At 63.8% G+C, this 23,759-nt stretch carries 19 protein-coding genes; 12 read left to right on the forward strand and 7 right to left on the reverse strand.

The features are described 5' to 3' along the window. Positions 1-46: 46 nt before the first annotated feature. A complete protein-coding gene (sbcB, locus tag ACN8M7_RS12570; protein WP_490260985.1) occupies positions 47-1,492 on the reverse strand; it encodes an exodeoxyribonuclease I in 1,446 nt (481 codons plus the stop codon). A gap of 183 nt (positions 1,493-1,675) precedes the next feature. On the opposite strand from sbcB, the gene ACN8M7_RS12575 reads away from it, so the two are divergent. The 8 genes from ACN8M7_RS12575 to ACN8M7_RS12610 all read left to right on the forward strand — a co-directional run bounded on the left by ACN8M7_RS12575 (position 1,676) and on the right by ACN8M7_RS12610 (position 10,269). Continuing rightward, positions 1,676-2,434 (forward strand): DUF975 family protein, encoded by a 759-nt coding sequence (locus tag ACN8M7_RS12575; RefSeq protein ID WP_490260986.1) that lies wholly within the window; start codon positions 1,676-1,678, stop codon positions 2,432-2,434. An 89-nt stretch (positions 2,435-2,523) separates the two neighbouring features. Beyond that, positions 2,524-3,249 carry an RDD family protein gene (locus tag ACN8M7_RS12580; protein WP_490260987.1) on the forward strand — a complete coding sequence of 242 codons (726 nt, stop codon included), beginning with the start codon at positions 2,524-2,526 and terminating at the stop codon, positions 3,247-3,249. Further along, positions 3,246-4,226 (forward strand): stage II sporulation protein M, encoded by a 981-nt coding sequence (locus ACN8M7_RS12585; protein ID WP_490260988.1) that lies wholly within the window; start codon positions 3,246-3,248, stop codon positions 4,224-4,226. The genes ACN8M7_RS12580 and ACN8M7_RS12585 overlap by 4 nt, the downstream gene beginning before the upstream one ends. After that, positions 4,213-5,799, forward strand: a complete 1,587-nt coding sequence (locus ACN8M7_RS12590) for a DUF4129 domain-containing protein (RefSeq protein ID WP_490260989.1) — start codon at positions 4,213-4,215, stop codon at positions 5,797-5,799. The genes ACN8M7_RS12585 and ACN8M7_RS12590 overlap by 14 nt, the downstream gene beginning before the upstream one ends. Next, positions 5,796-6,977, forward strand: coding sequence for a DUF4350 domain-containing protein (locus ACN8M7_RS12595; RefSeq protein ID WP_490260990.1), 1,182 nt, complete (start codon positions 5,796-5,798; stop codon positions 6,975-6,977). The genes ACN8M7_RS12590 and ACN8M7_RS12595 overlap by 4 nt, the downstream gene beginning before the upstream one ends. Next, a complete protein-coding gene (locus ACN8M7_RS12600) occupies positions 6,974-8,008 on the forward strand; it encodes an AAA family ATPase (RefSeq protein ID WP_061237634.1) in 1,035 nt (344 codons plus the stop codon). The genes ACN8M7_RS12595 and ACN8M7_RS12600 overlap by 4 nt, the downstream gene beginning before the upstream one ends. Continuing rightward, positions 8,005-9,336: a DUF58 domain-containing protein gene (locus ACN8M7_RS12605; RefSeq protein ID WP_490260991.1), complete on the forward strand. Its 1,332-nt coding sequence runs from the start codon at positions 8,005-8,007 to the stop codon at positions 9,334-9,336. The genes ACN8M7_RS12600 and ACN8M7_RS12605 overlap by 4 nt, the downstream gene beginning before the upstream one ends. A 351-nt stretch (positions 9,337-9,687) precedes the next feature. After that, positions 9,688-10,269, forward strand: a complete 582-nt coding sequence (locus ACN8M7_RS12610) for a superoxide dismutase (RefSeq protein WP_061237632.1) — start codon at positions 9,688-9,690, stop codon at positions 10,267-10,269. A gap of 161 nt (positions 10,270-10,430) precedes the next feature. On the opposite strand, the gene ACN8M7_RS12615 is transcribed toward ACN8M7_RS12610, so the two are convergent. Beyond that, positions 10,431-11,075 (reverse strand): hypothetical protein, encoded by a 645-nt coding sequence (locus ACN8M7_RS12615; RefSeq protein WP_490260992.1) that lies wholly within the window; start codon positions 11,073-11,075, stop codon positions 10,431-10,433. Positions 11,076-11,077: 2 nt separating this feature from the next. Beyond that, positions 11,078-12,373 carry an ammonium transporter gene (locus tag ACN8M7_RS12620; protein ID WP_490260993.1) on the reverse strand — a complete coding sequence of 432 codons (1,296 nt, stop codon included), beginning with the start codon at positions 12,371-12,373 and terminating at the stop codon, positions 11,078-11,080. On the opposite strand from ACN8M7_RS12620, the gene ACN8M7_RS12625 reads away from it, so the two are divergent. After that, positions 12,360-12,539, forward strand: a complete 180-nt coding sequence (locus ACN8M7_RS12625) for a hypothetical protein (protein ID WP_490260994.1) — start codon at positions 12,360-12,362, stop codon at positions 12,537-12,539. The genes ACN8M7_RS12620 and ACN8M7_RS12625 overlap by 14 nt on opposite strands. 137 nt (positions 12,540-12,676) lie before the next feature. After that, the gene (locus ACN8M7_RS12630; protein ID WP_061237630.1) at positions 12,677-14,731 is read left to right on the forward strand and encodes a putative bifunctional diguanylate cyclase/phosphodiesterase; all 2,055 of its coding nucleotides are present in this window, start codon (positions 12,677-12,679) and stop codon (positions 14,729-14,731) included. Positions 14,732-14,792: 61 nt separating this feature from the next. Here the strand turns inward: ACN8M7_RS12630 and ACN8M7_RS12635 are convergent, their stop codons facing one another. Together ACN8M7_RS12635 and ACN8M7_RS12640 are read right to left on the reverse strand one after the other, a co-directional pair. Further along, entirely contained in the window at positions 14,793-15,698 is a 906-nt protein-coding gene (locus ACN8M7_RS12635; protein WP_490260995.1) for a GIDE domain-containing protein, read from the reverse strand. A 10-nt stretch (positions 15,699-15,708) separates the two neighbouring features. After that, the gene (locus ACN8M7_RS12640) at positions 15,709-16,281 is read right to left on the reverse strand and encodes a LemA family protein (protein ID WP_490260996.1); all 573 of its coding nucleotides are present in this window, start codon (positions 16,279-16,281) and stop codon (positions 15,709-15,711) included. A gap of 189 nt (positions 16,282-16,470) precedes the next feature. Between ACN8M7_RS12640 and ACN8M7_RS12645 the strand changes: the two genes are divergently transcribed. Beyond that, a complete protein-coding gene (locus ACN8M7_RS12645) occupies positions 16,471-17,805 on the forward strand; it encodes an imelysin family protein (protein ID WP_490260997.1) in 1,335 nt (444 codons plus the stop codon). 852 nt (positions 17,806-18,657) lie between these two features. On the opposite strand, the gene ACN8M7_RS12650 is transcribed toward ACN8M7_RS12645, so the two are convergent. Both ACN8M7_RS12650 and ACN8M7_RS12655 read right to left on the reverse strand, forming a co-directional pair. Continuing rightward, positions 18,658-19,485 (reverse strand): helix-turn-helix transcriptional regulator, encoded by an 828-nt coding sequence (locus ACN8M7_RS12650; RefSeq protein ID WP_490261023.1) that lies wholly within the window; start codon positions 19,483-19,485, stop codon positions 18,658-18,660. 5 nt (positions 19,486-19,490) lie between these two features. Continuing rightward, complete coding sequence (locus tag ACN8M7_RS12655) at positions 19,491-20,060, reverse strand: GNAT family N-acetyltransferase (RefSeq protein ID WP_490260998.1); 570 nt, start codon at positions 20,058-20,060, stop codon at positions 19,491-19,493. 205 nt (positions 20,061-20,265) lie between these two features. On the opposite strand from ACN8M7_RS12655, the gene ACN8M7_RS12660 reads away from it, so the two are divergent. Further along, complete coding sequence (locus ACN8M7_RS12660; protein WP_061241275.1) at positions 20,266-23,754, forward strand: hybrid sensor histidine kinase/response regulator; 3,489 nt, start codon at positions 20,266-20,268, stop codon at positions 23,752-23,754. Positions 23,755-23,759: the final 5 nt, after the last annotated feature.

The raw sequence follows: 23,759 nt of genomic DNA on the forward strand, positions 1-23,759 counted from the left end.
CCACGGCGTTGCGATAGAGCCTTCACCGCAGTGTCTTCTCGTCTATTTACACAGCCGCTGAACTCGCAGCCAGACGCGACTGCACTTGCTCCGCATACGCCTGCCACTGCTGAAGAAGTTGCAATTGGTCTGGGTTGCAGTCAACGCGCAACTGCTCCAGCGCAGCATGAAATTGCGCCAGCGTATTGGGTGCCCCGAACTCCGGATCGGTCAGTCGCTGCCGACAGAAGTCCGTCCAGCGTTGGCGTTCGGCCGCTGAAAGACTCTCAGGGAAATTGCGTGCCCGATAGCGAAACAGCAACTCTGGCAATCGCGCATCGTCGAACGGCCATTGATCGCCGGCCAATGCCCGAGGCTGGGCGCGACGTACCTGCTCACATAACCGACGATCCCGGTCACCGATAAAACCATCGTAAAGCTGCTGTTCGGGATCATTACTTCCAGCGAAAGCCTCTTCAGCGTATATGGCCGCCAGTTTGTCCTGCCATAGCGGTTGCTCGTTCGTCAGCGTCTCGACATGGCGCTCGCAGCTCGACCAGTCCAACTGCAGGCGCTGCCGATCGGCCTCGCGCAGTACCGAAAGCGGCGCCACCACCGGACAGCGATTGATATGCAGCAGTTTCAGCGGCACCGGCGCCTCACCCTCGGCCAGTTCCTCACGGCGGGTGTAAAGACGGCTGCGCAGGGTATCAGCGTCCAGGTTCAGCAGCGGCGATGGGTCGGCCTGCAGGTCGCAGACGATCAGCGCGTTGCGATTGCGCGGATGCCAGGCCAGCGGTAACACGGGCGCCAGGTAATGGCGCGCAGCCGAGAAACGTCCGGAGATATGCAAGACCGGTTGAAGCAGGCGAATCTGGTCCATGACGCGCTGCTTGCTACGCAGTTGATAGAGAAAGTCGTAAAGCCGTGGCTGCCGGTCACGCAGCAGACGCGCCAGGCCAATGGTGGCGCGCACATCGGAGAGCGCGTCATGCGCCTGGCCATGATCGATACCGTTGGCCTGGGTCAGCCGCTCCAGCTTGAGCGACACCCGCCCCTGCTCCTCGGGCCACTCGATCCCTTCGGGGCGCAACGCATAGGCCGTGCGCACCAGATCGATCAGGTCCCAGCGGCTGTTGCCGCCCTGCCACTCGCGCGCATAAGGGTCGAAGAAGTTGCGATAGAGGCTGTAACGCGTCACCTCGTCATCGAAGCGCAAGCTGTTGTAACCGGCGCCACAGGTTCCCGGTGCCGAGAGCGCGGCGTGCACCCGCGTCATGAACTCGCCCTCATCGAGCCCCTGCTGTTGCAGGCGTTGCGGGTCGATACCGGTCACCAGACAGGCCGCAGGGTGCGGCAGAATATCGTCGCTGGGTCGGCAGTAGATGTTCAGCGGTTCGCCGACCTCGTTCAGCGCCTCATCGGTACGGATACCTGCCACCTGCAGCGGACGGTCACAACGCGGATTGATACCGGTGGTCTCGTAGTCGTACCAGAAGATGCTGGAAGTCATCGGTGGCTCCGTACCTGATGCAAGTTTTTCGGCAGTCTATCATCCGCCTCCAGACTCACCGCCGCGCGCAAAAGCATGAACCAGCGCACAGTCGCCATACTGCCAGGCGCCCTGCGCTTGTCGGGCGAGCGCCGTAACCACTAGCATTGACGCCCCTCCCACTCAATGTACAAGGATGCAACCATGAGTGACGCGATCACCCCAAATCCCTACGCCGCACCCACCAGCGACCTGCAACCGACCTCGCACAACCAGACGCCAAGCATCGAAGAAGCCCTGGCACGCGGTTATGACTTCAGCATCGGCGAACTGCTGAGCGAGTCCTGGAGCAAAGTCAAAGGCACCAAGGGCATCATCATCGGCGGTTTTCTGGTGTTCTACGTGGTACTGCTGGCAGCGACCTTCATCCTCGGTGGTGTGGTCGGCATTTTTACCGCTCTGAGCCAGAACATGCTGCTGATGGTCGTCGGCGAAATCATGATTTCGCTGCTGGCGTCGGCGCTGGCCTACCCCTTCATGGCTGGCATCAACATGGTCGGCATCCGCCGCGCCGCCGACCAGCCGCTGAACTTCAACGAAATCTTCAGCCACTTCGGTCGCACCGTGCCGCTGATCATCACTGCGGTGGTGATGATGCTGCTGATCTACCTCGGCATGATCCTGCTGCTGATCCCCGGTATCTACCTGGGCGTCGCCTACCTGCTGGCCATTCCGCTGGTGGTCGAGCGCGGCCTGTCGCCCTGGCAGGCGCTGGAAGCCTCGCGCAAAGCCATCACCCAGCACTGGTTCAAGGTCTTCGGTCTGTTCATCGTGCTCGGCCTGATCATCGTAGTCAGCGCCATCCCCCTGGGTATCGGCATGGTGTGGAGCATTCCGCTGATGGTCGTGGCCATGGGCGTGCTGTATCGCACCATTTTCGGCGTGCTGCCTGCCGCCCAATAAGTCGACGAGACTCGGGCCAGTTCGCTGGCCCGGTTGCGTTCGTGGCCCGCTGCTCGCTAGCATCGGGCTTTCCTTGATGCAGTCCGCCGATGCCCTCACGCTCAAGCGCCAGCCTTTCGCCCACCCTGCCGCCCCTGGATACTCGCTATCAGGTCGAAACGCCGGAAGGTATCGATCTGCATCTGCGACCAGCCGGGCTGGTCCCGCGCGCCCTTGCATTCGCCATCGACCTGGCCATTCGCGGCCTGATCCTCACGGTCGTTTTCATTGTCCTTGGCCTGCTCGGCCAGTTCGGCATGGGTCTGGGTACCATCCTGCTGTTTCTCGTGACCTGGTGGTACATGGTGCTGTTCGAGGTGCTCAACCAGGGCCGCTCCCCCGGCAAGCAGATGCTGGGCCTGCGCGTGGTCCATGATGACGGTACGCCGATTGGCTGGGCCGCCTCGTTGACCCGCAACCTGCTGCGCTTCGTCGACATTCTGCCGTTCGGCTACACCCTGGGCATCATCAGTTGCCTGAACCACCCGGCATTCAAACGCCTCGGCGATATCGCCGCCGGCACGCTGGTGGTTTATCGCGATGCGCCACTGAGCAAACCGCAACTGACCGACGCTGCCCCCCTGCCAGCGCCCTTCCCGCTCAGCCTCGGCGAACAACGCGCCATTCTCGGTTTTGCCGAACGGGGCAGTCAGTTGTCCGCGGCTCGCAGAGCCGAATTGGCTGCGCTGCTGGCCGAACCCTTGCAAGTGCCGGCCGAGCAGGCTGAACCTCGCCTCAATGGCATTGCCCATGGCCTGCTAGGGAACGCCCCGTGAAGCAGAGCCTGTTCGAAAATCGCCATCAGGCCGACTGGGATGCCTTCCACAACCAGCTCGAAGCGCTGGAGCGCGGCAAGGCCGACGCCCAGGTTTCGCAAGGCTTTGCCGCCCGCTACCGGCAGCTTTGCCAACACCTGGCCTTGGCCCAGGCGCGCGGCTACAGCAGTCACCTGATCGACCAGTTGCAGCAACTGGCGATGCGTGGCCACCAGCAGTTCTATCGCCATCGCAGCCACCTTGTCGCACAGCTGGTCCGCTTTCTGTTCGGCGGCTTCCCACGTTTGGTACGCAGCGAATGGCGCAGCGTGTGCGCGGCCAGCCTGCTGTTCTTCGGCAGCCTGGCGGTGATGGGGCTGCTGACCTACCTCTACCCCGAGCTGATCTTCAGCCTGGTCAGCCCTGACCAGGTCAGTGAAATGGAAAGCATGTACGACCCAGACGCCCGCCGTCTTGGCCGCTTCAGCGAACGCGGCTCCGGTGATGACTGGGTGATGTTCGGCTTCTACATCATGAACAACATCGGTATCGCCTTTCAGACCTTCGCCAGCGGCCTGCTGCTGGGCCTTGGCAGCCTGTTCTTCCTGCTGTTCAACGGCCTGATGATCGGTGCAGTGGCCGGCCACCTGACGCGCATCGGCTACGGCGAGCCGTTCTGGTCCTTTGTCATCGGTCATGGTGCCTTCGAGCTGACCGCCATCGCCCTGGCTGGTGCTGCGGGGCTCAAGCTCGGCTGGGCGCTGCTGGCCCCCGGACGCCTGCCCCGTGGCGAAGCCCTGCGTCTGGCCGCGGGCAGGGCGATTCAACTGGTTTGCGGGGTGATTCTGTTCCTGCTGCTGGCCGCCTTCATCGAGGCGTTCTGGTCCTCCACCACCTTCGCCAGCCCGAACATCAAGTACATCGTCGGTGCCGGGCTCTGGACGCTGGTGCTGGGCTATCTGCTGCTGGCCGGACGGAGGCAGCATGCGCCTGACTGAAGCCAGCGTCGCCATCCGTCCCCGCAGCGCCTGGGAGGCCATCGACCTCGGCGTACTGCTCGCCCGTCGTCACGCCGGTCTGCTGATGGCCAGCTGGGCGCTGGTCACGCTGCCGGTGTTCGGCCTGCTCTGCGCCCTGCTGTGGCAGTATCCGGGCTGGGCCATCTTCCTGTTCTGGTGGCTCAAGCCGGCCTATGAGCGGTTGCCGCTGTACATCCTTTCGCAGGCCCTGTTCGGCAATACGCCCTCGTTGAAACAATCGCTGCGCGCACTGCCGAAACTGCTGTGGCCGCAACTGCTGGCCAGCCTGACCTGGCGCCGCCTCAGCCCGACCCGCAGCTTCGATCTGCCCGTGCTGCAGCTCGAAGGCCTGGCCGGTCAGGCGCGCAGCCAGCGGCTGGTGGTGCTCGGTCAACGCGACAGCGCGGCCGCCACCTGGCTGACCCTGGTGGGTATGCATCTGGAAATGGCCCTGTGGCTGGGCCTGATCGCCCTGTTCTACCTGATGCTGCCGCAACAGGTGGAACTGAACTGGAGCTGGGAAAGCCTGATTGCCGCCAGCAGCGGCCAGTGGATGTGGCTGGAGCACTTGTCCAACCTGCTCTACGTACTGCTGCTGATCATCTGGGAGCCGGTCTACGTCGCCTGCGGCTTCACCCTCTACCTCAACCGCCGCACCGCCCTGGAAGCCTGGGATATCGAGCTGACCTTCCGCCGTCTGCGCCAGCGTCTGACCGGCAGTGCCTACGCCTTGCTGCTCGGTTGCGCCGTGCTGCTGACGCAGCTGCCCAGCCATGCCTGGGCCGACACCTCGCCAATCGCCAGCGAAGAGGTTGAGCAGAGCGACTCGCAAGGCCCCGATGCCCCGCGCCTGCTGAAACAGCCGCTGACCAGCCAGGCCGCGCGTGCAAGCATCGAAGCGCTGCTCGACGAGCCGCCCTTCCAGCACCGCGAAACCGTCACACGCTGGCGCCTGGGCGAGGAGAAGCCTGCTGAGGAAGTCAAGCCGGAAGACGTCGAAGCCTTCATCGACATGCTCAAGAACCTGCTCAAGCTGGGCGAATGGTGGAAGAGCCTGGACATCGTCGCACAGATCTTCGAAGTGCTGCTGTGGGCAGCGCTGGCCGCACTGCTGGCTTTCGTCCTGTGGCGCTACCGCGAATGGCTGCAGACCTTTGGCGAACGCATCGGCCTGCCGGCGCGCCGCCGACACGCCGCACCGCAGCAGCTGTTCGGCCTGGAACTGGCACCGGAGACGCTGCCCGACGATGTCGCCAGCGAAGCCGAGCGGCTCTGGGCCGAACAGCCGCGCGCAGCACTGGGTTTGCTCTACCGCGCCCTACTCAGCCGGCTCTTGCACGAACACCGTCTGCCCCTGAAACAGTCGCACACCGAAGGTGAGGTGCTGCACATGGTCAGCGACCTCGGGCAACAGGGCCTGGAGGATTACAGCCGTCAACTGACCCTGCATTGGCAGGCCCTGGCCTATGGTCATCGCCCGCCTGCCGAGTCGCTGCGTCAGGGCCTGTGCCAGGGCTGGCGCAACTTGTTCGGCCAGGATCGTGCAGCATGAGTCGGCGCGCCGGTTTCGCGCTCAGCATGGTCCTGCTGCTGGGCCTTGGGCTGCTCGCCATTTATCTGCTGGGCAAGCTCGAACCTTATGAGGAAGTGGTCGAACACGGCCCTTCTCCCGAGGTTGCCAGCAGCCCTTACCTGGCTGCCGAGTACTTCCTGCGCAAACAGGGCATCGCCGCCCGCCGCGCCGAGGGCCTGGAGGTGCTGGACGGGCTGCCCAGCGAGGGCCAGACCCTGATGCTCCTGGCTGATCGCGGCAACATGACGCCGCGCCAGGTCGAGCGCGTGCTGCAATGGACGGCTAACGGCGGCCATCTGCTGTTCATCGCCGAACGCCTGTGGGACGAAGAGGAAGGCAAGAGCGGCGACCTGCTGCTCGATCTGCTCGGCATTCAGCAATACATGAGTGACGAACTGGACGACGACGAAGCCAGTGAGCCCGAGCCAGAGAGCGAAGCGAGCGAGGACTACCCGCAACTCACCAAACTCTACCTGGAGAACGAGCAGGCCCCGGCCTACATCGCCTTTGACACCGACTTTCACCTCTACGATGCGCAGAACCGGGCTCACGCCTGGGCCAACAGCGACGCTGCCACGCATCTGCTGCAGCTCTACCACGGCGATGGCCTGATCACCGTACTCAGCGACCCGTGGATCTGGCAGAACCGCAGCATCGACGAATACGACCACGCCTGGCTGCTCTGGTATCTGAGCCAGGACAGCGCCGTGACCCTGCTCTACCACGCCGACAGTGACGGCCTGGCGCGCCTGCTCCTGCGCCATTTCCCGCTGGCCTTGCTGCTGCTGGCGCTGTTGATCGGCGCCGCGCTGTGGCACTTCGGCGTACGCCACGGCCCGCTGCAGGCGCCAGCCAGCCGTGCCCGTCGCCAGCTTGAAGAACACCTGCGCGGCAGTGCAGATTTCCTCCTGCGCCGCAGCGGCCAGCACAGCCTGCTCAAAGGCCTGCAACAGGACATCAATCGCCGCGCCCGGCGCCGCTACCCCGGCTTCGAGAAACTCGCCGTCGCCGAACAATGGCAGGTGCTCGGTCGCCTGACCCGCCTGCCCGCCAGAGACATCAGCCAGGCCATGCGCCCATTGCCGCCGCAGCGCCTGTCCGCCAGTGACTTCACCCGCCAGGTCGCCCACCTGCAAACCCTCAGGAATGCCCTATGAGCGAGACCCCCGAGAACGACAACCTGCCGGCGCAGGACGCCCCGGCTGCCGCACCGAGCAATCCGCAGATGCAGCAGCGCCAGCGTGCCAGCCAGCTGGCCCAGGCCCTGCGTGCCGAGTTGCGCAAGGCCGTGATCGGCCAGAGCGCAGTGATCGACGATGTGCTGACTGCACTGATCGCCGGCGGCCATGTGCTGGTCGAGGGCGTGCCCGGCCTCGGCAAGACCCTGCTGGTGCGTGCCCTGGCACGTTGCTTCGGCGGCGAGTTCGCGCGCATCCAGTTCACCCCGGACCTGATGCCCAGCGATGTCACCGGTCATGCCGTGTACGACATGCAGAGCGAGCAGTTCAAACTGCGCAAGGGCCCGGTGTTCACCAACCTGCTGCTGGCCGATGAAATCAACCGCGCGCCGGCCAAGACCCAGGCCGCGTTGCTGGAGGTGATGCAGGAGCGCCAGGTGACCCTTGAAGGTCGCGCCCTGCCGGTACAGCTGCCGTTCATGGTGCTGGCGACCATGAACCCGATCGAGCAGGAAGGCACCTACCCGCTGCCGGAAGCCGAACTGGACCGTTTCATGCTCAAACTGCGCATGGATTATCCGCAGCAGGACGAAGAGCTGAACATGGTGCGCCAGGTGACGCGCTCGGCCAAGGCCGACATGCTCGAAGTCAGCCCGCTGCGTACCCTGCTGCAAGCCAAGGACGTGCTGGCGCTGCAGAAGATCGCCAGCGATCTGCCGCTGGACGATCAGGTGCTCGATTATGCCGTACGCCTGGCCCGCGCCACCCGCAGCTGGCCTGGCCTGGCCATGGGCGCCGGACCACGCGCCTCGATCGCCCTGGTACGCGGTGCCCGTGCTCGCGCGCTGCTGCGTGGCGGTGACTTCGTCCTGCCGGATGACATCAAGAGCTGCGCGCTGGCGGTACTGCGCCATCGTGTACGCCTGGCGCCCGAGCTGGATATCGAAGGCCTGTCGGTGGATCAGGTCCTGCAACAGGTGCTCGATCAGGTGCCGGCACCGCGCCTATGAAGCCTTCGCGCCTGCTCCTCGGGCTGCTCGGCGGCCTGTTCGCCACTGCCGTATTGCTCGGCGCCCTGCCCCTGCTCGGCATACGCCTGGCGGACAGCCTGATGCCAATGGCCTGGGGGCTGTCACTGGCGTTGCTGCTGGTCGCGGCGGTCGACGCGCTGTGGCTGCGTCGCCAGCGTTCGCCGCGTCTGCAGCGCGTCCTACCGAGCAACCTGCCACTCGGACGCTGGAGCGAGGTGCAGCTGATCGTTCACCATGACTTCGCCCAGACACAGGAAATCGAGGTCTTCGACCATGTGCCAGAGGGCATGGCCTTCGACTTCCTGCCGCAACGCGTCACCCTGCATCCCGGCCAGCAGACGTGCGCCAGCTATCGCCTGAAACCATTGATCCGCGGGCACTTCCACTTCGCCCTGTGCGAGCTGCAGCTGCCCAGCCCGCTGCGCCTGTGGCGAGCCAAGCGCCTGCTGCCGCTGGCCGACGAAAGCCGCGTCTACCCGGATTTCGCGCGCCTCTACGGCGCGCAACTCAAGGCCGTGGATGACTGGCTGAGCCAGTTGGGTGTACGCCAGCGTCCACGGCGCGGCCTGGGCCTGGAATTTCACCAGCTGCGCGAATTTCGTGACGGCGACACCCTGCGCCAGATCGACTGGAAGGCCACCGCACGCAAACGCATTCCCATCGCTCGCGAGTATCAGGACGAACGCGACCAGCAGATCGTCTTCCTGCTCGACTGCGGCCGGCGCATGCGCAGCCAGGACGACGAGCTGTCGCACTTCGACCATGCCCTCAACGCCTGCCTGCTGCTCAGTTACGTAGCGTTGCGCCAGGGCGATGCGGTTGGCCTGGCGACCTTCGCCGGCAACCAGTCGCGCTACCTGGCGCCAGTCAAGGGGCCTGCCCAGCTGAACGTGTTGCTCAATGCCGTTTACGACCTCGATACCAGCCAGCAACCTGCCGATTTCAGTGCCGCCGCCGACCTGCTGCTGACGCGTCAGCGGCGTCGCTCGCTGGTGGTGCTGGTGACCAACCTGCGCGATGAGGACGATCAGGATCTGCTCGCTGCCGTGCGTCGCCTGTCGCGCCAGCATCGCGTACTGGTCGCCAGCCTGCGCGAAGAAGCACTCGACCGCCTGCGCCAGACTCCCGTGGAGCAATTCGATCAGGCCCTGGCCTACTGCGGCACGCTGGATTACCTCAACGCCCGCGCCGACCTGCACGAGCGCCTGGCTGCCCATGAAGTGCCAGTGCTCGACGCGCGCCCGGGCGAGCTCGGCCCAGAGCTGGTGAGCAGTTACCTGGCCTGGAAGAAGGCCGGCGCACTGTAGGGACCACTAGCAAGCACCGTCTCGGTCATCGCTGCGCTAAAAACACGCGCAAACCGCGCCCTTCCAGCAGGTAAGCTCCACGTTTTCGCTGGCCTTGGCGCTGCGCTGCGTGCCTCGCCTGTTTTTAGAGGTTCTCTTTTTAGAAGCAACTGCTGGCGCAGCAGGTTGTCGAAGACATTGCTGCAACCGCCCTCGCACCGGCTTTTCCACACAGATGTTGCGTGGTTATGGCCGTGGCCGGGTGCTATGATCCCGAGTCTGCGGCGCAAAGAGTACAGACTCGACGCCGCCTATAGGCCGCCCGTGATCGGCCTTGCGCATACCGCACACGACCTGAGTAGGAGATAGAACATGGCTTTTGAATTGCCGCCGCTGCCTTATGAAAAGAACGCCCTCGAGCCGCACATTTCCGCCGAGACCCTGGAATTCCACCACGACAAGCACCACAACACCTACGTCGTGAACCTGAACAACCTGGTGCCGGGCACCGAGTTCGAAGGCAAGAGCCTGGAAGAAATCGTCAAGACTTCCTCGGGCGGCATCTTCAACAACGCCGCTCAGGTGTGGAACCACACCTTCTACTGGAACTGCCTGTCGCCGAACGGCGGTGGTCAGCCGACTGGCGCCCTGGCTGACGCCATCAACGCGGCCTTCGGTTCCTTCGACAAGTTCAAGGAAGAGTTCAGCAAGACTTCCATCGGCACCTTCGGTTCCGGTTGGGGCTGGCTGGTGAAGAAAGCTGACGGCTCCCTGGCCCTGGCCAGCACCATCGGCGCTGGCTGCCCGCTGACTTCCGGCGATACTCCGCTGCTGACCTGCGACGTCTGGGAACACGCCTACTACATCGACTACCGCAACCTGCGTCCGAAGTACGTCGAGGCGTTCTGGAACCTGGTGAACTGGGACTTCGTCGCCCAGAACTACGCGGCCTGAATCCAAGCCCCGTAATGCGAAAACCCGGCCTTGATGGCCGGGTTTTTCGTTTCTGGCCCTGGCGTCGGCAGAGCGTCGAAACACGCAGGCGCCGGCGGCATGGATGCAGAAGGCAGACAGGCGCCCAAGGCCAAAGCCGGGGCAGTTTTTTCAGCAGTCTGCTAGAGAAGCCGGCGCGGTGAGAACTCCACCCCCTGCGCCTCCACACGGCTGACCGCCTGGCTCAGCACGCGGTCGGCACGCACCGGCCCGAGAAACTCGCAAAGCCCGATGTAGAGCAGATTCAGCAGCTTGCGCAGTTGCTCAAGCCCCAGACTGGCGACTGCATCGTCCCCGCCCTGCTCCAGCCAGATACGCAAGCGTGTCGACAGCTCGGCACTTACCCCCATGCCGGACAGGTTACCGGCGGCAAAGAGCCTCAATGCCATCTGCTGCGGGCTATCGAGCTGCTCCAGCAAGGTCCGACTCAAGGCCAGGAAAGTCGATTGCGCAGCGCTATCGGGAGTCGCGACTTGCCGCACCGCCTCATTACGCCCCTGGCGCCAGGCGGTCAGTTGCTCCGACGGATCCGGCAGCAGCTGCGCAGGAGGACCGGTCAGGGCACCGACCAACTCGCGGTACAGCCGCGCGCGCTCGACTTTGCGCTCGGTACGCAGCACCACCTCGGCGAGAAATTCATTGAGGGCGAACGGCGGCTGCTCCGCGTACTTGCTCTCCCACAGCGCCAGCAACGGCCAGACCTCTTCATCGGAAAAGTGGCCAACCAGGCCGGTATAGATCGCGCGTCGTCGCAGGCTCAATCTCATCCTCACCCCCTCCTCGACCATTGTTCACTGTCGAAGGTCTGCGTCAGATTGAACTCCGGATAACCGACTTCGGCATGTTCGGCGAAATCCAGACCACGCTGCTCATGCTGGGTCGAAACCCTCAGCCCGATGGTCTTGGCCAGCAGGACGTAGAACACCAGAGCGACCGGAAAAGCCCAGGCAAAGGCGGCTGCCGCGCCCAATGCCTGCACGGCGACACGCTCCCAGTTGAACAGATCGCCCTGATAGAACAGTCCCGCCGCCAACGTGCCCCAAATGCCGGCGAACCCATGGACCGGAATCGCACCGACGACATCGTCGAGCCGCATACGATCGAGCAAGCGCATGCCGTACACCACCACGAAGCCGGCAACCAGCCCGCTGAGCAACGCGAAGCCAGGCGCCATGCTGGCACAGCCGGCGGTGATACCCACCAGCCCGCCAATCGAACCGTTCACCGTGGTGGTCAACAGCACTGGGCTGGCCGCGCTGCGTTGCGCCAGTAGAGCGCCGAGCGCGCCAGCGATTGCGGCCAGATGGGTATTCAGGGCAATCAGCCCAAGGCTGCTGCTGACTTTCAGGTTGCTGCCAGCGTTGAAACCGAACCAACCGACCCAGAGGATGAAACCGCCCAATGCCACCAGACCGAGATTGTGCCCCGGAATCAGACGCGCCTTGCCATCGGGGGCGAAGCGACCAAGACGCGGGCCAAGCACCAGAATCCCCGCCAGCGCACACCAGGCACCGATGCTGTGCACCACGGTCGACCCCGCGAAGTCGATGAAGCCGAGCTTGGCCAACCAGCCCTGACCACCATACAGGCCGCCCCACACCCAACTGCCGAATATCGGGTAGATCACACCGCTGATCAGCAGCGCACCGATCAGGTAGGCACCGTAGCGCGTACGCTCAGCCATCGCCCCGCTGGCAATGGTCGCAGCGGTGGCGGCGAACATCATCTGAAACAACAGGAAGGTGTAATCCCAGGGTTCACCCGCGTTGGGGGCGAAATGACTCATACCGAACCAGCCAGTGACATTGGCGCCGAACATCAGACCAAAGCCGAACAGCCAGAACACGATGCCGCCAACACAACAGTCCATGTAATTCTTCATCATCACGTTGACGGCGTTCTTGGCCCGCGCCATGCCACTCTCCAGCAAGGCGAACCCCGCTTGCATGAAGAACACCAGCACACTGGCCAAGACCAGCCAGGCCGTATTGGCAGCCTCTTCACTGGCAGCCTGAGCCTGCGGGGCAAAGCTGATAACGACGAGCAACAGCATGAGCGTTTTCATCACGGTTCCCTCCTGTGCGATGCCCGACGTTCGCAACTCTTGTGCCAGCCTCGAATCAGGCGACAAACTGCGCTACAGCGGACGCCACGACGAAACGCGGCCAATACCACCAAGGGCGCTCAAGTCGGTCACCATCGCACCGACACAGAGCAAGGAATTGCGCTGAAGACGTCGACTCGCACCAGGAGCGACCCTTGAGGAATAAAAAGTGCCACCAGAGGTGATGGCCCTTTGACGGCCAAGATTAGATTGCCAATACTCTCGTCTGACTGACGCTGTAAGCATCGACATAAGGAATTGCCTTTGAAGCTGGATTTGAAAAACAGCTTGTCACTCAAGTTGCTCCGTGTGGTGCTGCTTTCAGCACTGGTGGTCGGGGTGGTGTTGAGCTGCGCGCAAATCGTGTTCGATGCCTACAAGACGCGTCAGGCCGTCTCCAACGATGCTCAGCGCATCCTCGGCATGTTCCGTGATCCCTCGACCCAGGCGGTGTACAGCCTGGACCGGGAAATGGGCATGCAGGTGATCGAGGGGCTGTTCCAGCACGAGTCCGTACGCTACGCCGCCATCGGCCACCCCAACGAACCGATGCTTGCCGAACGCACGCGGGATCTGGCGCAGATTCCCACGCGCTGGCTGACCGATCCGATCCTTGGCCAGGAGCAGCATTTCTCCACCAAACTGGTAGGTCGCGGCCCCTACAGCGAGTACTACGGCGACCTCAACATCACCCTCGACACTGCGCCCTACGGCGAGAGTTTCGTCACCAACTCGGTGATCATCTTCATCTCCGGCGTGCTACGCGCCATGGCCATGGGCCTGGTGCTCTATCTGGTCTATCACTGGCTACTGACCAAGCCTCTTTCTCAGATCATCGAGCACCTCACCAACATCAACCCCGACCGCCCCAGCGAGCACAAGCTGCCCATGCTCAAGGGCAACGAGAAGAACGAGCTGGGCTTGTGGATCAATACCGCCAACCAGTTGCTCTCCTCTATCGAACGCAACACTCACCTGCGCCGTGAGGCCGAGAACAGCCTGCTGCGCATGGCGCAATACGACTTCCTCACCGGCCTGCCCAATCGCCAGCAGCTGCAACAGCAGCTCGACCAGATTCTCGAAGACGCCGGTCGCCTGCAGCGTCGTGTCGCTGTTCTGTGCGTCGGCCTGGATGACTTCAAGGGCATCAACGAGCAGTTCAGCTATCAGAGCGGTGATCAGCTGCTGCTGGCGCTGTCCGACCGCCTGCGCAGCCACAGTGGCCGCCTTGGCGCCCTGGCCCGTCTCGGTGGCGATCAGTTCGCCCTGGTGCAGGCCGATATCGAGCAACCTTACGAGGCCGCGGAACTGGCGCAGAGCGTGCTCGACGATCTGGAACTGCCCTTCCAGCTCGATCAGCACGAAGTACGTTTGCGCGCCACCATCGGCATCACCCTGTTCCCCGAAGACGGCGACAGCACCGAGAAGCTGCTGCAGAAAGCCGAGCAGACCATGACCCTGGCCAAGAGCCGCTCGCGCAACCGCTACCAGTTCTACATCGCCAGCGTCGACAGCGAGATGCGCCGTCGCCGCGAGCTGGAAAAGGACCTGCGCGATGCCCTGGCGCAGAACCAGCTGCATCTGGTCTATCAGCCCCAGGTGGACTACCGCGACCATCGCGTGGTTGGCGTCGAAGCGTTGCTGCGCTGGCAGCATCCGCAACATGGCTTCGTCGCGCCGGACCTGTTCATCCCGCTGGCGGAGCAGAACGGCACCATCATTCCCATCGGCGAGTGGATTCTCGACCAGACCTGCCGCCAGCTGCGCGAATGGCATGACCAGGGGTTCAGCGACCTGCGCATGGCCATCAACCTGTCCACGGTGCAGCTGCACCATGCTGAACTGCCGCGCGTGGTCAACAACCTGATGCAGGTCTATCGCCTGCCACCGAAGAGCCTCGAGCTGGAAGTGACCGAGACCGGCCTGATGGAAGACATCAGCACCGCGGCCCAGCACCTGCTCAGCCTGCGCCGCTCCGGCGCGCTGATCGCCATCGACGACTTCGGCACCGGCTATTCGTCGCTGAGCTATCTGAAGAGCCTGCCGCTGGACAAGATCAAGATCGACAAGAGCTTCGTCCAGGATCTGCTCGAGGACGAAGACGACGCCACCATCGTTCGCGCCATCATCCAGCTGGGCAAGAGCCTGGGCATGCAGGTCATCGCCGAAGGTGTGGAAACCGCCGAGCAGGAGGCCTACATCATTGCCCAGGGTTGCCACGAGGGTCAGGGCTACTTCTACAGCAAACCGCTGCCAGCTCGCGAACTGACCCTGTTCCTCAAGCAGGCAAGGCGCCTGAGTTCCGCCGCAACGCTGTGATCCTCTCCGAGGAAAACGCCGCGATCTGTCGCGGCGTTTTCGTTTGAGCGCAATAACCGGCTCACCAGTTCTGCACGCCCAATAACCAGGCAGTGGCCAGTGCCCCGGCCAGGCACAGCACAGCGCCCCCGGCGGCTTGCCAATAGAAGCTGCGGGCCAGCTCGTCCTCTCCGCTGTTGGAAAGAATGAACGGCTGGCGTTCGCCGGGTTTGGCCATATGATGCCGCGCCGGCTCGGATGCCTTTTGCCGATGCCTGTCCTCGGCCTCCAGCTGCGCCGCAAGTCGCACGCGATTCCACTCCTGCTCGTCGAGTTCGCCGTTGCCGTCACTGTCGAAACGTCGCAAAAGACCGGCGTAATCGCCCTTCCATTCGCGGATCACCTCGCCTTGCGCGGCATGCCTGTCGAACCCCTGCTGCGCCGCACCTCGTGTGCAAAAATCACCGATGGCATACAACGGCTGGCCGCTATGGAAGCGCTCCTCGCTGTAGCGATAACGCTGGCCGCTGCTGAGAAAGCCAAACAACCCGGTCTTGGCCGGGCCCAACGGATGCCGCAGATTGCCCTCCCAGACTTCGCGCACCGCAGCACGAATCTCGGCACCACGAGGGTCTATCAAGCATTCGCCGGTACCATCGACCAAGCGCAGCCAGGCGTCGCTGGCGCCACTCTCGACGACCCGCCAGCTGCGCTTCTTGCCACTGGAACGGTACTCCTCGATGCGAAAGCGCCACCACAGGCAGGGTTTACCGGTCAGAGGTCCACGCAGTTGCATGTCCGGCAGCTCTTCGAGCACACCATAGAGCTCGACGTAACCCTGCGCCGCCGAGCGAATCTTCGAGGTCGGCGTGTCGAGCAGATGACGCGCCTGCGACCAGCGCCGCAGGCACCACCAGGCGCCAGCCAGGCAGGCGCCAAGGGTCAGGGTGAGCGTGAAGAAGAAGCCGAAAGGGTCGACCTGCAACATCGGCAGGCGCTCAGTTGAACAGCGACTTCAGATCGACGTCGGCTTTTTCCGCCTCACTGAACACCAGCAGATCGGCCGCCTGGAAGTTGAACATGCGCGCGATGAGTACGTCGGGGAACTGCTCGATACGCACGTTATTCAGATTGACCGCTTCGTTGTAAAGCTCGCGGCGGTCGGCAATACCGTTTTCCAGGCCGCTGATGCGTTGCTGCAGGTGCTGGAAGCTGTCGTTGGCCTTCAGCTCGGGGTAGTTCTCGGCCAGTGCGAACAGTTGACCGAGGCCCGCGCGCAGGCCGCTCTCGGCCTTGCCCAGGGCACTGACATCCTGCTGCTCACGCGCGCTGGCAACGGCGCTGCGCGCGGCAATCACCCGCTCCAGGGTCGAGCCTTCGTACTGCATGTACTGCTTGCAGGTCTCTACCAGCTTGGGCAGCTCGTCATGCCGCTGCTTGAGCAGCACATCGATGTTCGACCAGGCCTTGCTCACGCCATGCTTGAGGCGCACCAGACCGTTGTACAGCGACACCGCATAGGCGCCGAGCAGAACGAGGACAACGATGACGATCACGGCGGTCAGGCTCATGCAGTTTTCTCCATGCAGAACTGCGATTCAGGTACTGGCATTCTAACGGCAGCGCGGCGCCTCGGCAGCGATATCCCGCACAGCAACGAATAATGGCCTTTACACATAATGCGAAACATTTGCATTATGTTGCAGTTTTTCAGGTACCTCTGAGTACCGTCCACATTTCGACACGCAAAGGACCCCGCCATGATTCGTATGCCCCTGGCCTCCGCCAGCCTGCTGGCCATCGCCATTTCCCTCGCTGGCTGTGGCGAAGACAAAGCCCCTGCCACCCAGGCAGCCACCCCTGCTGCCACCACCGAGAACGCGGCCCCAGCTGCAGGCAAGGTCGACGAGGCGGCGGCCAAGGCCGTGGTCAACCATTACGCCGACCTGGCCCTGGCCGTGTTCAGCGACGCCGCCAGCACCGGCAAAGCCCTGCAAAGCGCTGTCGATGCCCTGCTTGCCGATCCCAGCGAGGCGACCCTGAAGGCCGCGCGCGAAGCCTGGCTGGCCGCCCGCGTGCCGTACATGCAGAGCGAAGTGTTCCGTTTCGGCAACCCGGTGGTCGACGAGTGGGAAGGTCAGCTCAATGCCTGGCCGCTGGACGAAGGCCTGATCGACTACGTCGCCGACGACTACCAGCATGCGCTGGGCAACCCGGGCGCGCAGGCCAACATCATCGCCAACACCGAGATCCAGGTCGGCGAAGACAAGATCGACGTCACCGAGATCAATGGCGAGCTGCTGGCCAGCCTGAATGAGCTGGGCGGCTCCGAAGCCAACGTGGCTACCGGCTACCACGCCATCGAATTCCTGCTCTGGGGCCAGGACCTCAACGGCACCAACCCAGGCGCCGGCGAGCGTCCCTACACCGATTACGTGGTAGGTGAAAGCGCCACCGGCGGCCACAACGAGCGCCGCCGTGCCTTCCTCAAGGCAGCCACCGACCTGCTGGTCAGCGACCTGAACGACATGGTCGAGCAGTGGAAAGACGGCGTTGAAGGCAACTACCGCAGCGAGCTGGTCGCCGACTCGGGCGAGAACGGCCTGCGCAAGATGCTGTTCGGCATGGGCAGCCTGTCGCTCGGCGAACTGGCTGGCGAACGCATGAAGGTCGCGCTGGAAGCCAACTCCACCGAAGACGAGCACGACTGCTTCAGCGACAACACCCATAACTCGCACTTCTACAACGGCAAGGGCATTCGCAACGTCTACCTGGGCGAGTACAAGAAGGTCGACGGCACCACCCTGACCGGTCCGAGCCTGTCCGAGCTGGTGGCCAAGGCCGATGCTCAGGCCGACACGACGCTCAAGGCCGACCTGCAGGACACCGAAGCCAAGCTGCAGGCCCTGGTCGACAGCGCCGAGAAGAACAACGTGCACTTCGACCAACTGATCGCGGCCGACAACGCCGAAGGCCAGCAACTGGTGCGCGATGCCATCGCCGCCTTGGTCAAGCAGACCGGTGCCATCGAGCAGGCTGCCGGCAAGCTGGGCATCAGCGACCTGAACCCTGACACTGCCGATCACGAGTTCTGATCGACGCCGCAGGTTGAAAAGCCGGCACCCCGCAAGGAGTGCCGGCTTTTTTTTGGCTCTTCGCATAGTTTGGGGAATGTGCGAGTTGATACCGGACTGGCAAGTTTGTGTGCGTATTGCTCACGGGCTTAGCAATATCCGTTACCGCGTGCGCTGAACGTTTGGGTTGCGCCCCTTACGGGCGCCACACCTTGATTCGCTACGCTCACCCTTCGGGCCAGCCTGCGGCTGTTACTGCGCTTCGCTGCGTTTCTTTGCTTGCCCAAGAAAGGTGTGCCAAAGAAGGGCACCCCGACATCCGGGTTTCGCTACGCGAAACTTGATTCGCTTCGCTCACCCTGCGGGCCAGCCTTTCGGCTGTTACTCCGCTTCGCTGCGTTTCCTCGTTCCGGTGCTGCTCCGGGGGCCGGTCGCAAGCTTGCGACATCTCCGGAAGATCAAAGTCGGTAGCGTTTGGCTTTTGCTCTTGACGCGCGATTTCACAGACGACGCCCAAGTCCCCTTCAGGAGGCCGAGTGGAATCACCGTGGAAGGGGTTGAGCGACATGGATGTCGCGAGAGCTGCGATGGGCCAGGGATGGCCCTTCGCAGCGTACCCCTGGAGCGGTGATGGAAGGAGGGAACCCCGGCGCAGCAGGGCGGGGGCGCCTAGCTCGTATGCAGGGGTGTGTTTCTTTGCTTACTTTCTTTGCACAAGCAAAGAAAGTAAGTCGCCCGTAAGGGGCGAAACCCATCAGACCAGGCCGCGCGCTAATGGAGAGTGCCAAGTCATCGACAGCTAACACGTAATTGCCAGTCCGGTGTCAACGTATCCTCCCCGCGAAAATGCGAAGAATCTTTTTATTCCTGCGGTCAGCTCCGGGCCACCGCGCTGCGGTACTCGCCGGGGCTCACACCATAGGCTTGCTTGAACTGGCGCGACAGATGGCTCTGATCGGCAAAGCCCAATTGCATCGCCACGGCAACCGCCGCGCAGCCACTCTTGAGTAGCGCCCGCGCCTGCTCCAGACGGCGCTGCTTGAGCCAGGCATGTGGCGGCAGGCCCGTTGCACGGCGAAAGACGCGGGCGAAGTGGAAGGGCGAAAGATTGACCGCGGCGGCCAACTCCTCCAGCGAGGGCGGTTCGACCAGCCGCTCGGCCAGCATCTGCTTGGCACAGGACACCGCCCAGGGCTCACGCCCGGCTGCTCGAGGCTCGGCAAGCCGCGCATGGTGCTGGAACAGCAATAGAATCGCTTCACGCCAGGCCAATTGCTGCTGCAATGCCTCGGCGCCATGCTCGAGCAACTGATGCAGTTGCAGAAAGGCCGCGTGCAAGCGCGGGTCGTGCAACACGCTGAAGGAAAACGACGGCATCCCGGCCCTGGCCAGGTCCAGCTCCTGCAGCGCGCCCAGTACCTGGGCGTTGTCGGGATAGAAACCGCGATAACGCCACCCGTCTTCGTGCGCCTTGGAGCCGGTGTGCACTTCGTCCGGGTTGATCAGCACCATGCTGCCCTGCGGCGCCAGGTGATCGCTGCCGCGATGATGAAAACGCTGGGCACCATGCTCGATCACGGTAAACACGAAGCCTTCATGCACGTGCGGCGCGAAACGCTGCTCGAGGTAGTGCGCCTGCAACAGCTCGACCCCACTCAATGCGGAGGCTTGCCAGAAGCGGGTCTGCTCACGAGTCTGCATGCTGCTCAAGCGCCGAAGCCTGCCTCCATCGCCTCGCGCAAGGCCGGCCATTCCTGGTCAGTGATGCTGTACAGCACGGTATCGTCGAGGCGGCCATCGGCCAGCCGGCGATGGTTGCGCAGCAGCCCTTCACGGACCGCGCCAAGCTTCTCGATGGCGCGTTGCGAGCGCAGGTTGCTGCCGGCGGTCTTCAACTGCACGCGCACCATGCCCCAGTTGTCGAAAGCATGCTTGAGCATCAGGTACTTGATGGTGGTATTCAGGCCGGTGCCATGCTGGCTGCGATCGAGCCAGGTCCAGCCGATCTCGCAGGCCGGCAGGTTGTTCATGAACTCAGCGAAGCGCGTGGTGCCGACCAGTTCGTCACCCAGGCGAATGACGAACGGCAACGCGCGCAGCTCACGCAGATCGGCCAGGGCGCTGCGGTACCAGTCCAGTCGCTGGGTGCCGCTCATGTACAGCAGCTCCTCACGATTGCTTTCGGCCAGCGCCACCAGCGCCGGTATGTCGGCATCGGACAGCGGTTCCAGGCGCAGGGCGCCCCGTTGCAACGTCACCAGTTGCGGCTTGAACATAGGGTCCTTCCTCGGACAGAGTCGCAAACAGAGCACGCTATCAGCCCCAGCGCTGCGGCACAATCGAGCGTCGTCGCAAAGCACGCGAACCGCCCTGCGACCTTGGTCGCAGCCGACAGCGCCTGGCTTTGTGCAACACTGATCAGCATCGGCCTCGCCTCGGCGGCCAGGCTCAGTTCGTCCCACTGTGCGTTTCGGAGTCTGCATGTCGCTGTCCCCTGGGTTGATCGCCGCGGTCGCCCTCATCTACATGGCCGTTCTTTTCTCCATCGCCTTCTATGGCGACCGCCGTAGCGCGCCCATGCCGCCGAAGATCCGCGCCTGGGTGTACTCGCTGTCGCTGGCTGTTTACTGCACCAGCTGGACCTTCTTCGGCGCCGTCGGCCAGGCCGCCGAACAACTCTGGTCGTTCCTGCCGATCTACCTGGGCCCGATCATTCTGCTGCTGACCATGCCCTGGGTGCTGCAGAAGATGGTGATGATCAGCAAACAGGAGAACATCACCTCCATCGCCGACTTCATCGCCGCGCGCTATGGCAAGTCGCAGTCGCTGGCCATCGTCGTGGCGCTGATCTGCCTGGTCGGCGTGCTGCCCTACATCGCCCTGCAGCTCAAGGGCATCGTGCTCGGGGTCAATCTGTTGATCGGCGAGCACGCGCTGGACACCGGCACCAGCGCCCAGGACACGGCACTGATCGTGTCGCTGGCACTGGCGCTGTTCACCATCTTGTTCGGCACCCGCAACCTCGACGTCACCGAGCACCACCGCGGCATGGTGCTGGCGATTGCCTTCGAATCGCTGGTCAAGCTGTTGGCGTTCCTGGCCGTGGGCGCCTTCGTCACCTTCGGCCTGTACAACGGTTTCAACGACCTGCTGGAGCAGGCGCACAACACCGCCGAGCTGGACGACTTCTGGAACGAGGCGGTGAACTGGCCAGCGATGCTGGTGCAGACCGGCATGGCGATGATCGCTATCGTCTGCCTGCCGCGGCAGTTCCATGTCACCGTGGTGGAGAACATCGAACCCAAGGACCTGCGCCTGGCGCGCTGGGTATTCCCGGCTTATCTGGTGCTGGCCGTGCTGTTCGTCGTCCCCATCGCCCTCGCCGGGCAGATGCTGCTGCCGGCCGGCGTGACACCGGACTCCTTCGTCATCAGCCTGCCCCTGGCCGAAGCCCACCCGGGTCTGGCGGTGCTGGCCTTCATCGGCGGTGCATCGGCCGCCACCGGCATGGTGATCGTCGCCTCGGTGGCGCTGTCGACCATGATCTCCAACGACATGCTGCTGCCCTGGCTGTTACGCCGGCAAAGTACCGAACGGCCGTTCGAGGCCTTCCGCCAATGGATGCTCACCGCCCGGCGGGTCAGCATCGTGCTGATCCTGCTGCTGGCCTACGTCTGCTATCGCCTGCTCGGCGAGGGAACCAGCCTGGCGACCATCGGCCAGGTCTCGTTCGCCGCCATCGGCCAGCTGGCACCGGCCATGTTCGGTGCACTGGTGTGGAAGCAGGCCAACCGCCGTGGCGTGTTCGCCGGCCTGATCTTCGGCGCCTTGCTCTGGTTCTACACCCTGGTGCTACCGCTGGCGGCACGTGGCATGGGATGGTCGCTGGAAAGCTTCCCCGGGCTCACGGCCCTGCTCCACGCCCCCATCGGCCTGCAGGTCGACCCGCTGACACGCGGCGTGGTGCTTTCGCTGGCCGGCAACATGCTGTTGTTCGCCTGGGTTTCCTGGTTCTCGCGCACACGCGTCTCCGAACATTGGCAGGCCGGGCGCTTCATCGGCCATGACCTGGGTACCAAACCGAGCAACCGCAGCCTGTTGGCCGTCCAGGTGGCGGACCTGCTGATGCTCTCCAGCCGCTTCGTCGGCGAAGAACGCGCCCGTCAGAGCTTCACCCGTTTTGCCCTGCACCAGGGCAAAGGCAAGGACTTCGACCCCAACCAGCCGGCGAACAGCGAGTGGATCGCCCACACCGAACGCCTGCTCGCCGGTGTGCTGGGCGCCTCCTCGACCCGTGCGGTAGTCAAGGCCGCCATCGAAGGCCGCGAGATGCAGGTCGAAGACGTGGTGCGCATCGTCGACGAAGCCAGTGAGGTGCTGCAGTTCAACCGGGCCCTGCTGCAGGGCGCGATCGAGAACATCACCCAGGGCATCAGCGTGGTCGACCAGAACCTGCGCCTGGTGGCCTGGAACCACCGTTATCTGGAGCTGTTCGAGTACCCCGAAGGCTTGATCTACGTCGGCCGGCCGATTGCCGAGATCATCCGCTTCAATGCCGAGCGCGGCATGCTCGGCGGCGGCGACCTGGAAGAGAACGTCGCCAAGCGCCTGTACTGGATGCGCCAGGGCACCGCGCACAGCTATGAGCGGGTATTCCCCAACGGCCGGGTGATCGAGCTGATCGGCAACCCGATGCCGGGCGGTGGTTTCGTCATGAGTTTCACCGACATCACCGAGTTCCGCGAAGCCGAGCGCGCCCTCAAGGACGCCAACGAAAGCCTCGAACAGCGGGTTGCCGAACGGACCCATGAACTGTCGAAGCTGAACCAGGCGCTGACCGAGGCCAAGTCCCACGCCGAAGCCGCCAACCAGTCGAAAACGCGCTTTCTCGCCGCAGTCAGCCATGACCTGATGCAACCGCTCAACGCCGCTCGTCTGTTCTCCGCAGCGCTGTCCCACCAGGACGACGCCCTGCCCGGCGAGGCCCAGGAGCTGGTCCGTCACCTGGACAGTTCGCTGCGTTCGGCCGAGGACCTGATCACCGACCTGCTGGACATCTCGCGCCTGGAAAACGGCCGGATCACCCCGGACCGCCATCCTTTCGCCCTGGCCAACCTGTTCGACACCCTCGCCGCCGAGTTCGGCGTACTGGCTGCCGAGCAGGGCATCGACCTGCGCGTACGTGGCAGCCGGCAGTGGATCGACAGCGACATCAAGCTGCTGCGCCGGGTCTTGCAGAACTTCCTGACCAATGCCTTCCGCTACGCCAAGGGCCGCGTGGTGCTGGGTGTACGGCGCGAGGGCGAGCAGTTGCGCCTGGAGGTGTGGGATCGCGGCATGGGCATCCCCGAGGATAAGCGCAAGGTGATCTTCGAAGAATTCAAGCGCCTCGACAGCCACCAGACGCGCGCCGAGAAAGGCCTGGGCTTGGGCCTGGCGATTGCCGACGGGCTGTGCCGCGTGCTCAGCCACCGCCTGGAGGTGCGCTCCTGGCCGGGCAAGGGCAGCGTGTTCAGCGTCAGCGTGCCACTGGCGAGAAGACCGGCGACGAAACCGCAGAGCACCAGCGCGCCGACCGTAGATGGCCAACCGCTGCAGGGCACCCAGGTGATCTGTATCGACAACGAGGACAGCATTCTCACCGGCATGCACAGCCTGCTGTCACGCTGGGGCTGCCAGGTATGGACGGCGCGCAATCGCCTGGAATGCGAACACCTGCTCAGCGAGAACGTGCATCCGCAACTGGCGCTGGTCGACTATCACCTCGACGAGGGCGAAACCGGCACCGAACTCATGGCCTGGCTACGCACCCGCATGGGCGAGCCGGTACCCGGTGTGGTGATCAGCGCCGACGGCCGTCCCGAGCTGATCACCGAAGTGCATGCCGCCGGCCTCGACTACCTGCCCAAGCCGGTCAAGCCAGCCGCCCTGCGCGCTCTGCTGAGCCGCCATCTGGTGCTGCGCGGCTAAGGAGT

The sequence above is a fragment of the Pseudomonas spartinae genome (assembly GCF_965197125.1).
GTDB lineage: Bacteria > Pseudomonadota > Gammaproteobacteria > Pseudomonadales > Pseudomonadaceae > Aquipseudomonas > Aquipseudomonas composti_A.

Excerpts from the sequence above, each read along its gene's own strand:
- sbcB (WP_490260985.1), bottom strand. The coding sequence starts at position 1,492 with ATGACTTCCAGCATCTTCTGGTACGACTACGAGACCACCGGTATCAAT.
- ACN8M7_RS12575 (WP_490260986.1), top strand. The coding sequence starts at position 1,676 with ATGAGTGACGCGATCACCCCAAATCCCTACGCCGCACCCACCAGCGAC.
- ACN8M7_RS12580 (WP_490260987.1), top strand. The coding sequence starts at position 2,524 with ATGCCCTCACGCTCAAGCGCCAGCCTTTCGCCCACCCTGCCGCCCCTG.
- ACN8M7_RS12590 (WP_490260989.1), top strand. The coding sequence starts at position 4,213 with ATGCGCCTGACTGAAGCCAGCGTCGCCATCCGTCCCCGCAGCGCCTGG.
- ACN8M7_RS12595 (WP_490260990.1), top strand. The coding sequence starts at position 5,796 with ATGAGTCGGCGCGCCGGTTTCGCGCTCAGCATGGTCCTGCTGCTGGGC.
- ACN8M7_RS12600 (WP_061237634.1), top strand. The coding sequence starts at position 6,974 with ATGAGCGAGACCCCCGAGAACGACAACCTGCCGGCGCAGGACGCCCCG.
- ACN8M7_RS12605 (WP_490260991.1), top strand. The coding sequence starts at position 8,005 with ATGAAGCCTTCGCGCCTGCTCCTCGGGCTGCTCGGCGGCCTGTTCGCC.
- ACN8M7_RS12610 (WP_061237632.1), top strand. The coding sequence starts at position 9,688 with ATGGCTTTTGAATTGCCGCCGCTGCCTTATGAAAAGAACGCCCTCGAG.
- ACN8M7_RS12615 (WP_490260992.1), bottom strand. The coding sequence starts at position 11,075 with ATGAGATTGAGCCTGCGACGACGCGCGATCTATACCGGCCTGGTTGGC.
- ACN8M7_RS12625 (WP_490260994.1), top strand. The coding sequence starts at position 12,360 with ATGAGCGTTTTCATCACGGTTCCCTCCTGTGCGATGCCCGACGTTCGC.
- ACN8M7_RS12620 (WP_490260993.1), bottom strand. The coding sequence starts at position 12,373 with ATGAAAACGCTCATGCTGTTGCTCGTCGTTATCAGCTTTGCCCCGCAG.
- ACN8M7_RS12635 (WP_490260995.1), bottom strand. The coding sequence starts at position 15,698 with ATGTTGCAGGTCGACCCTTTCGGCTTCTTCTTCACGCTCACCCTGACC.
- ACN8M7_RS12640 (WP_490260996.1), bottom strand. The coding sequence starts at position 16,281 with ATGAGCCTGACCGCCGTGATCGTCATCGTTGTCCTCGTTCTGCTCGGC.
- ACN8M7_RS12645 (WP_490260997.1), top strand. The coding sequence starts at position 16,471 with ATGATTCGTATGCCCCTGGCCTCCGCCAGCCTGCTGGCCATCGCCATT.
- ACN8M7_RS12650 (WP_490261023.1), bottom strand. The coding sequence starts at position 19,485 with ATGCAGACTCGTGAGCAGACCCGCTTCTGGCAAGCCTCCGCATTGAGT.
- ACN8M7_RS12655 (WP_490260998.1), bottom strand. The coding sequence starts at position 20,060 with ATGTTCAAGCCGCAACTGGTGACGTTGCAACGGGGCGCCCTGCGCCTG.
- ACN8M7_RS12660 (WP_061241275.1), top strand. The coding sequence starts at position 20,266 with ATGTCGCTGTCCCCTGGGTTGATCGCCGCGGTCGCCCTCATCTACATG.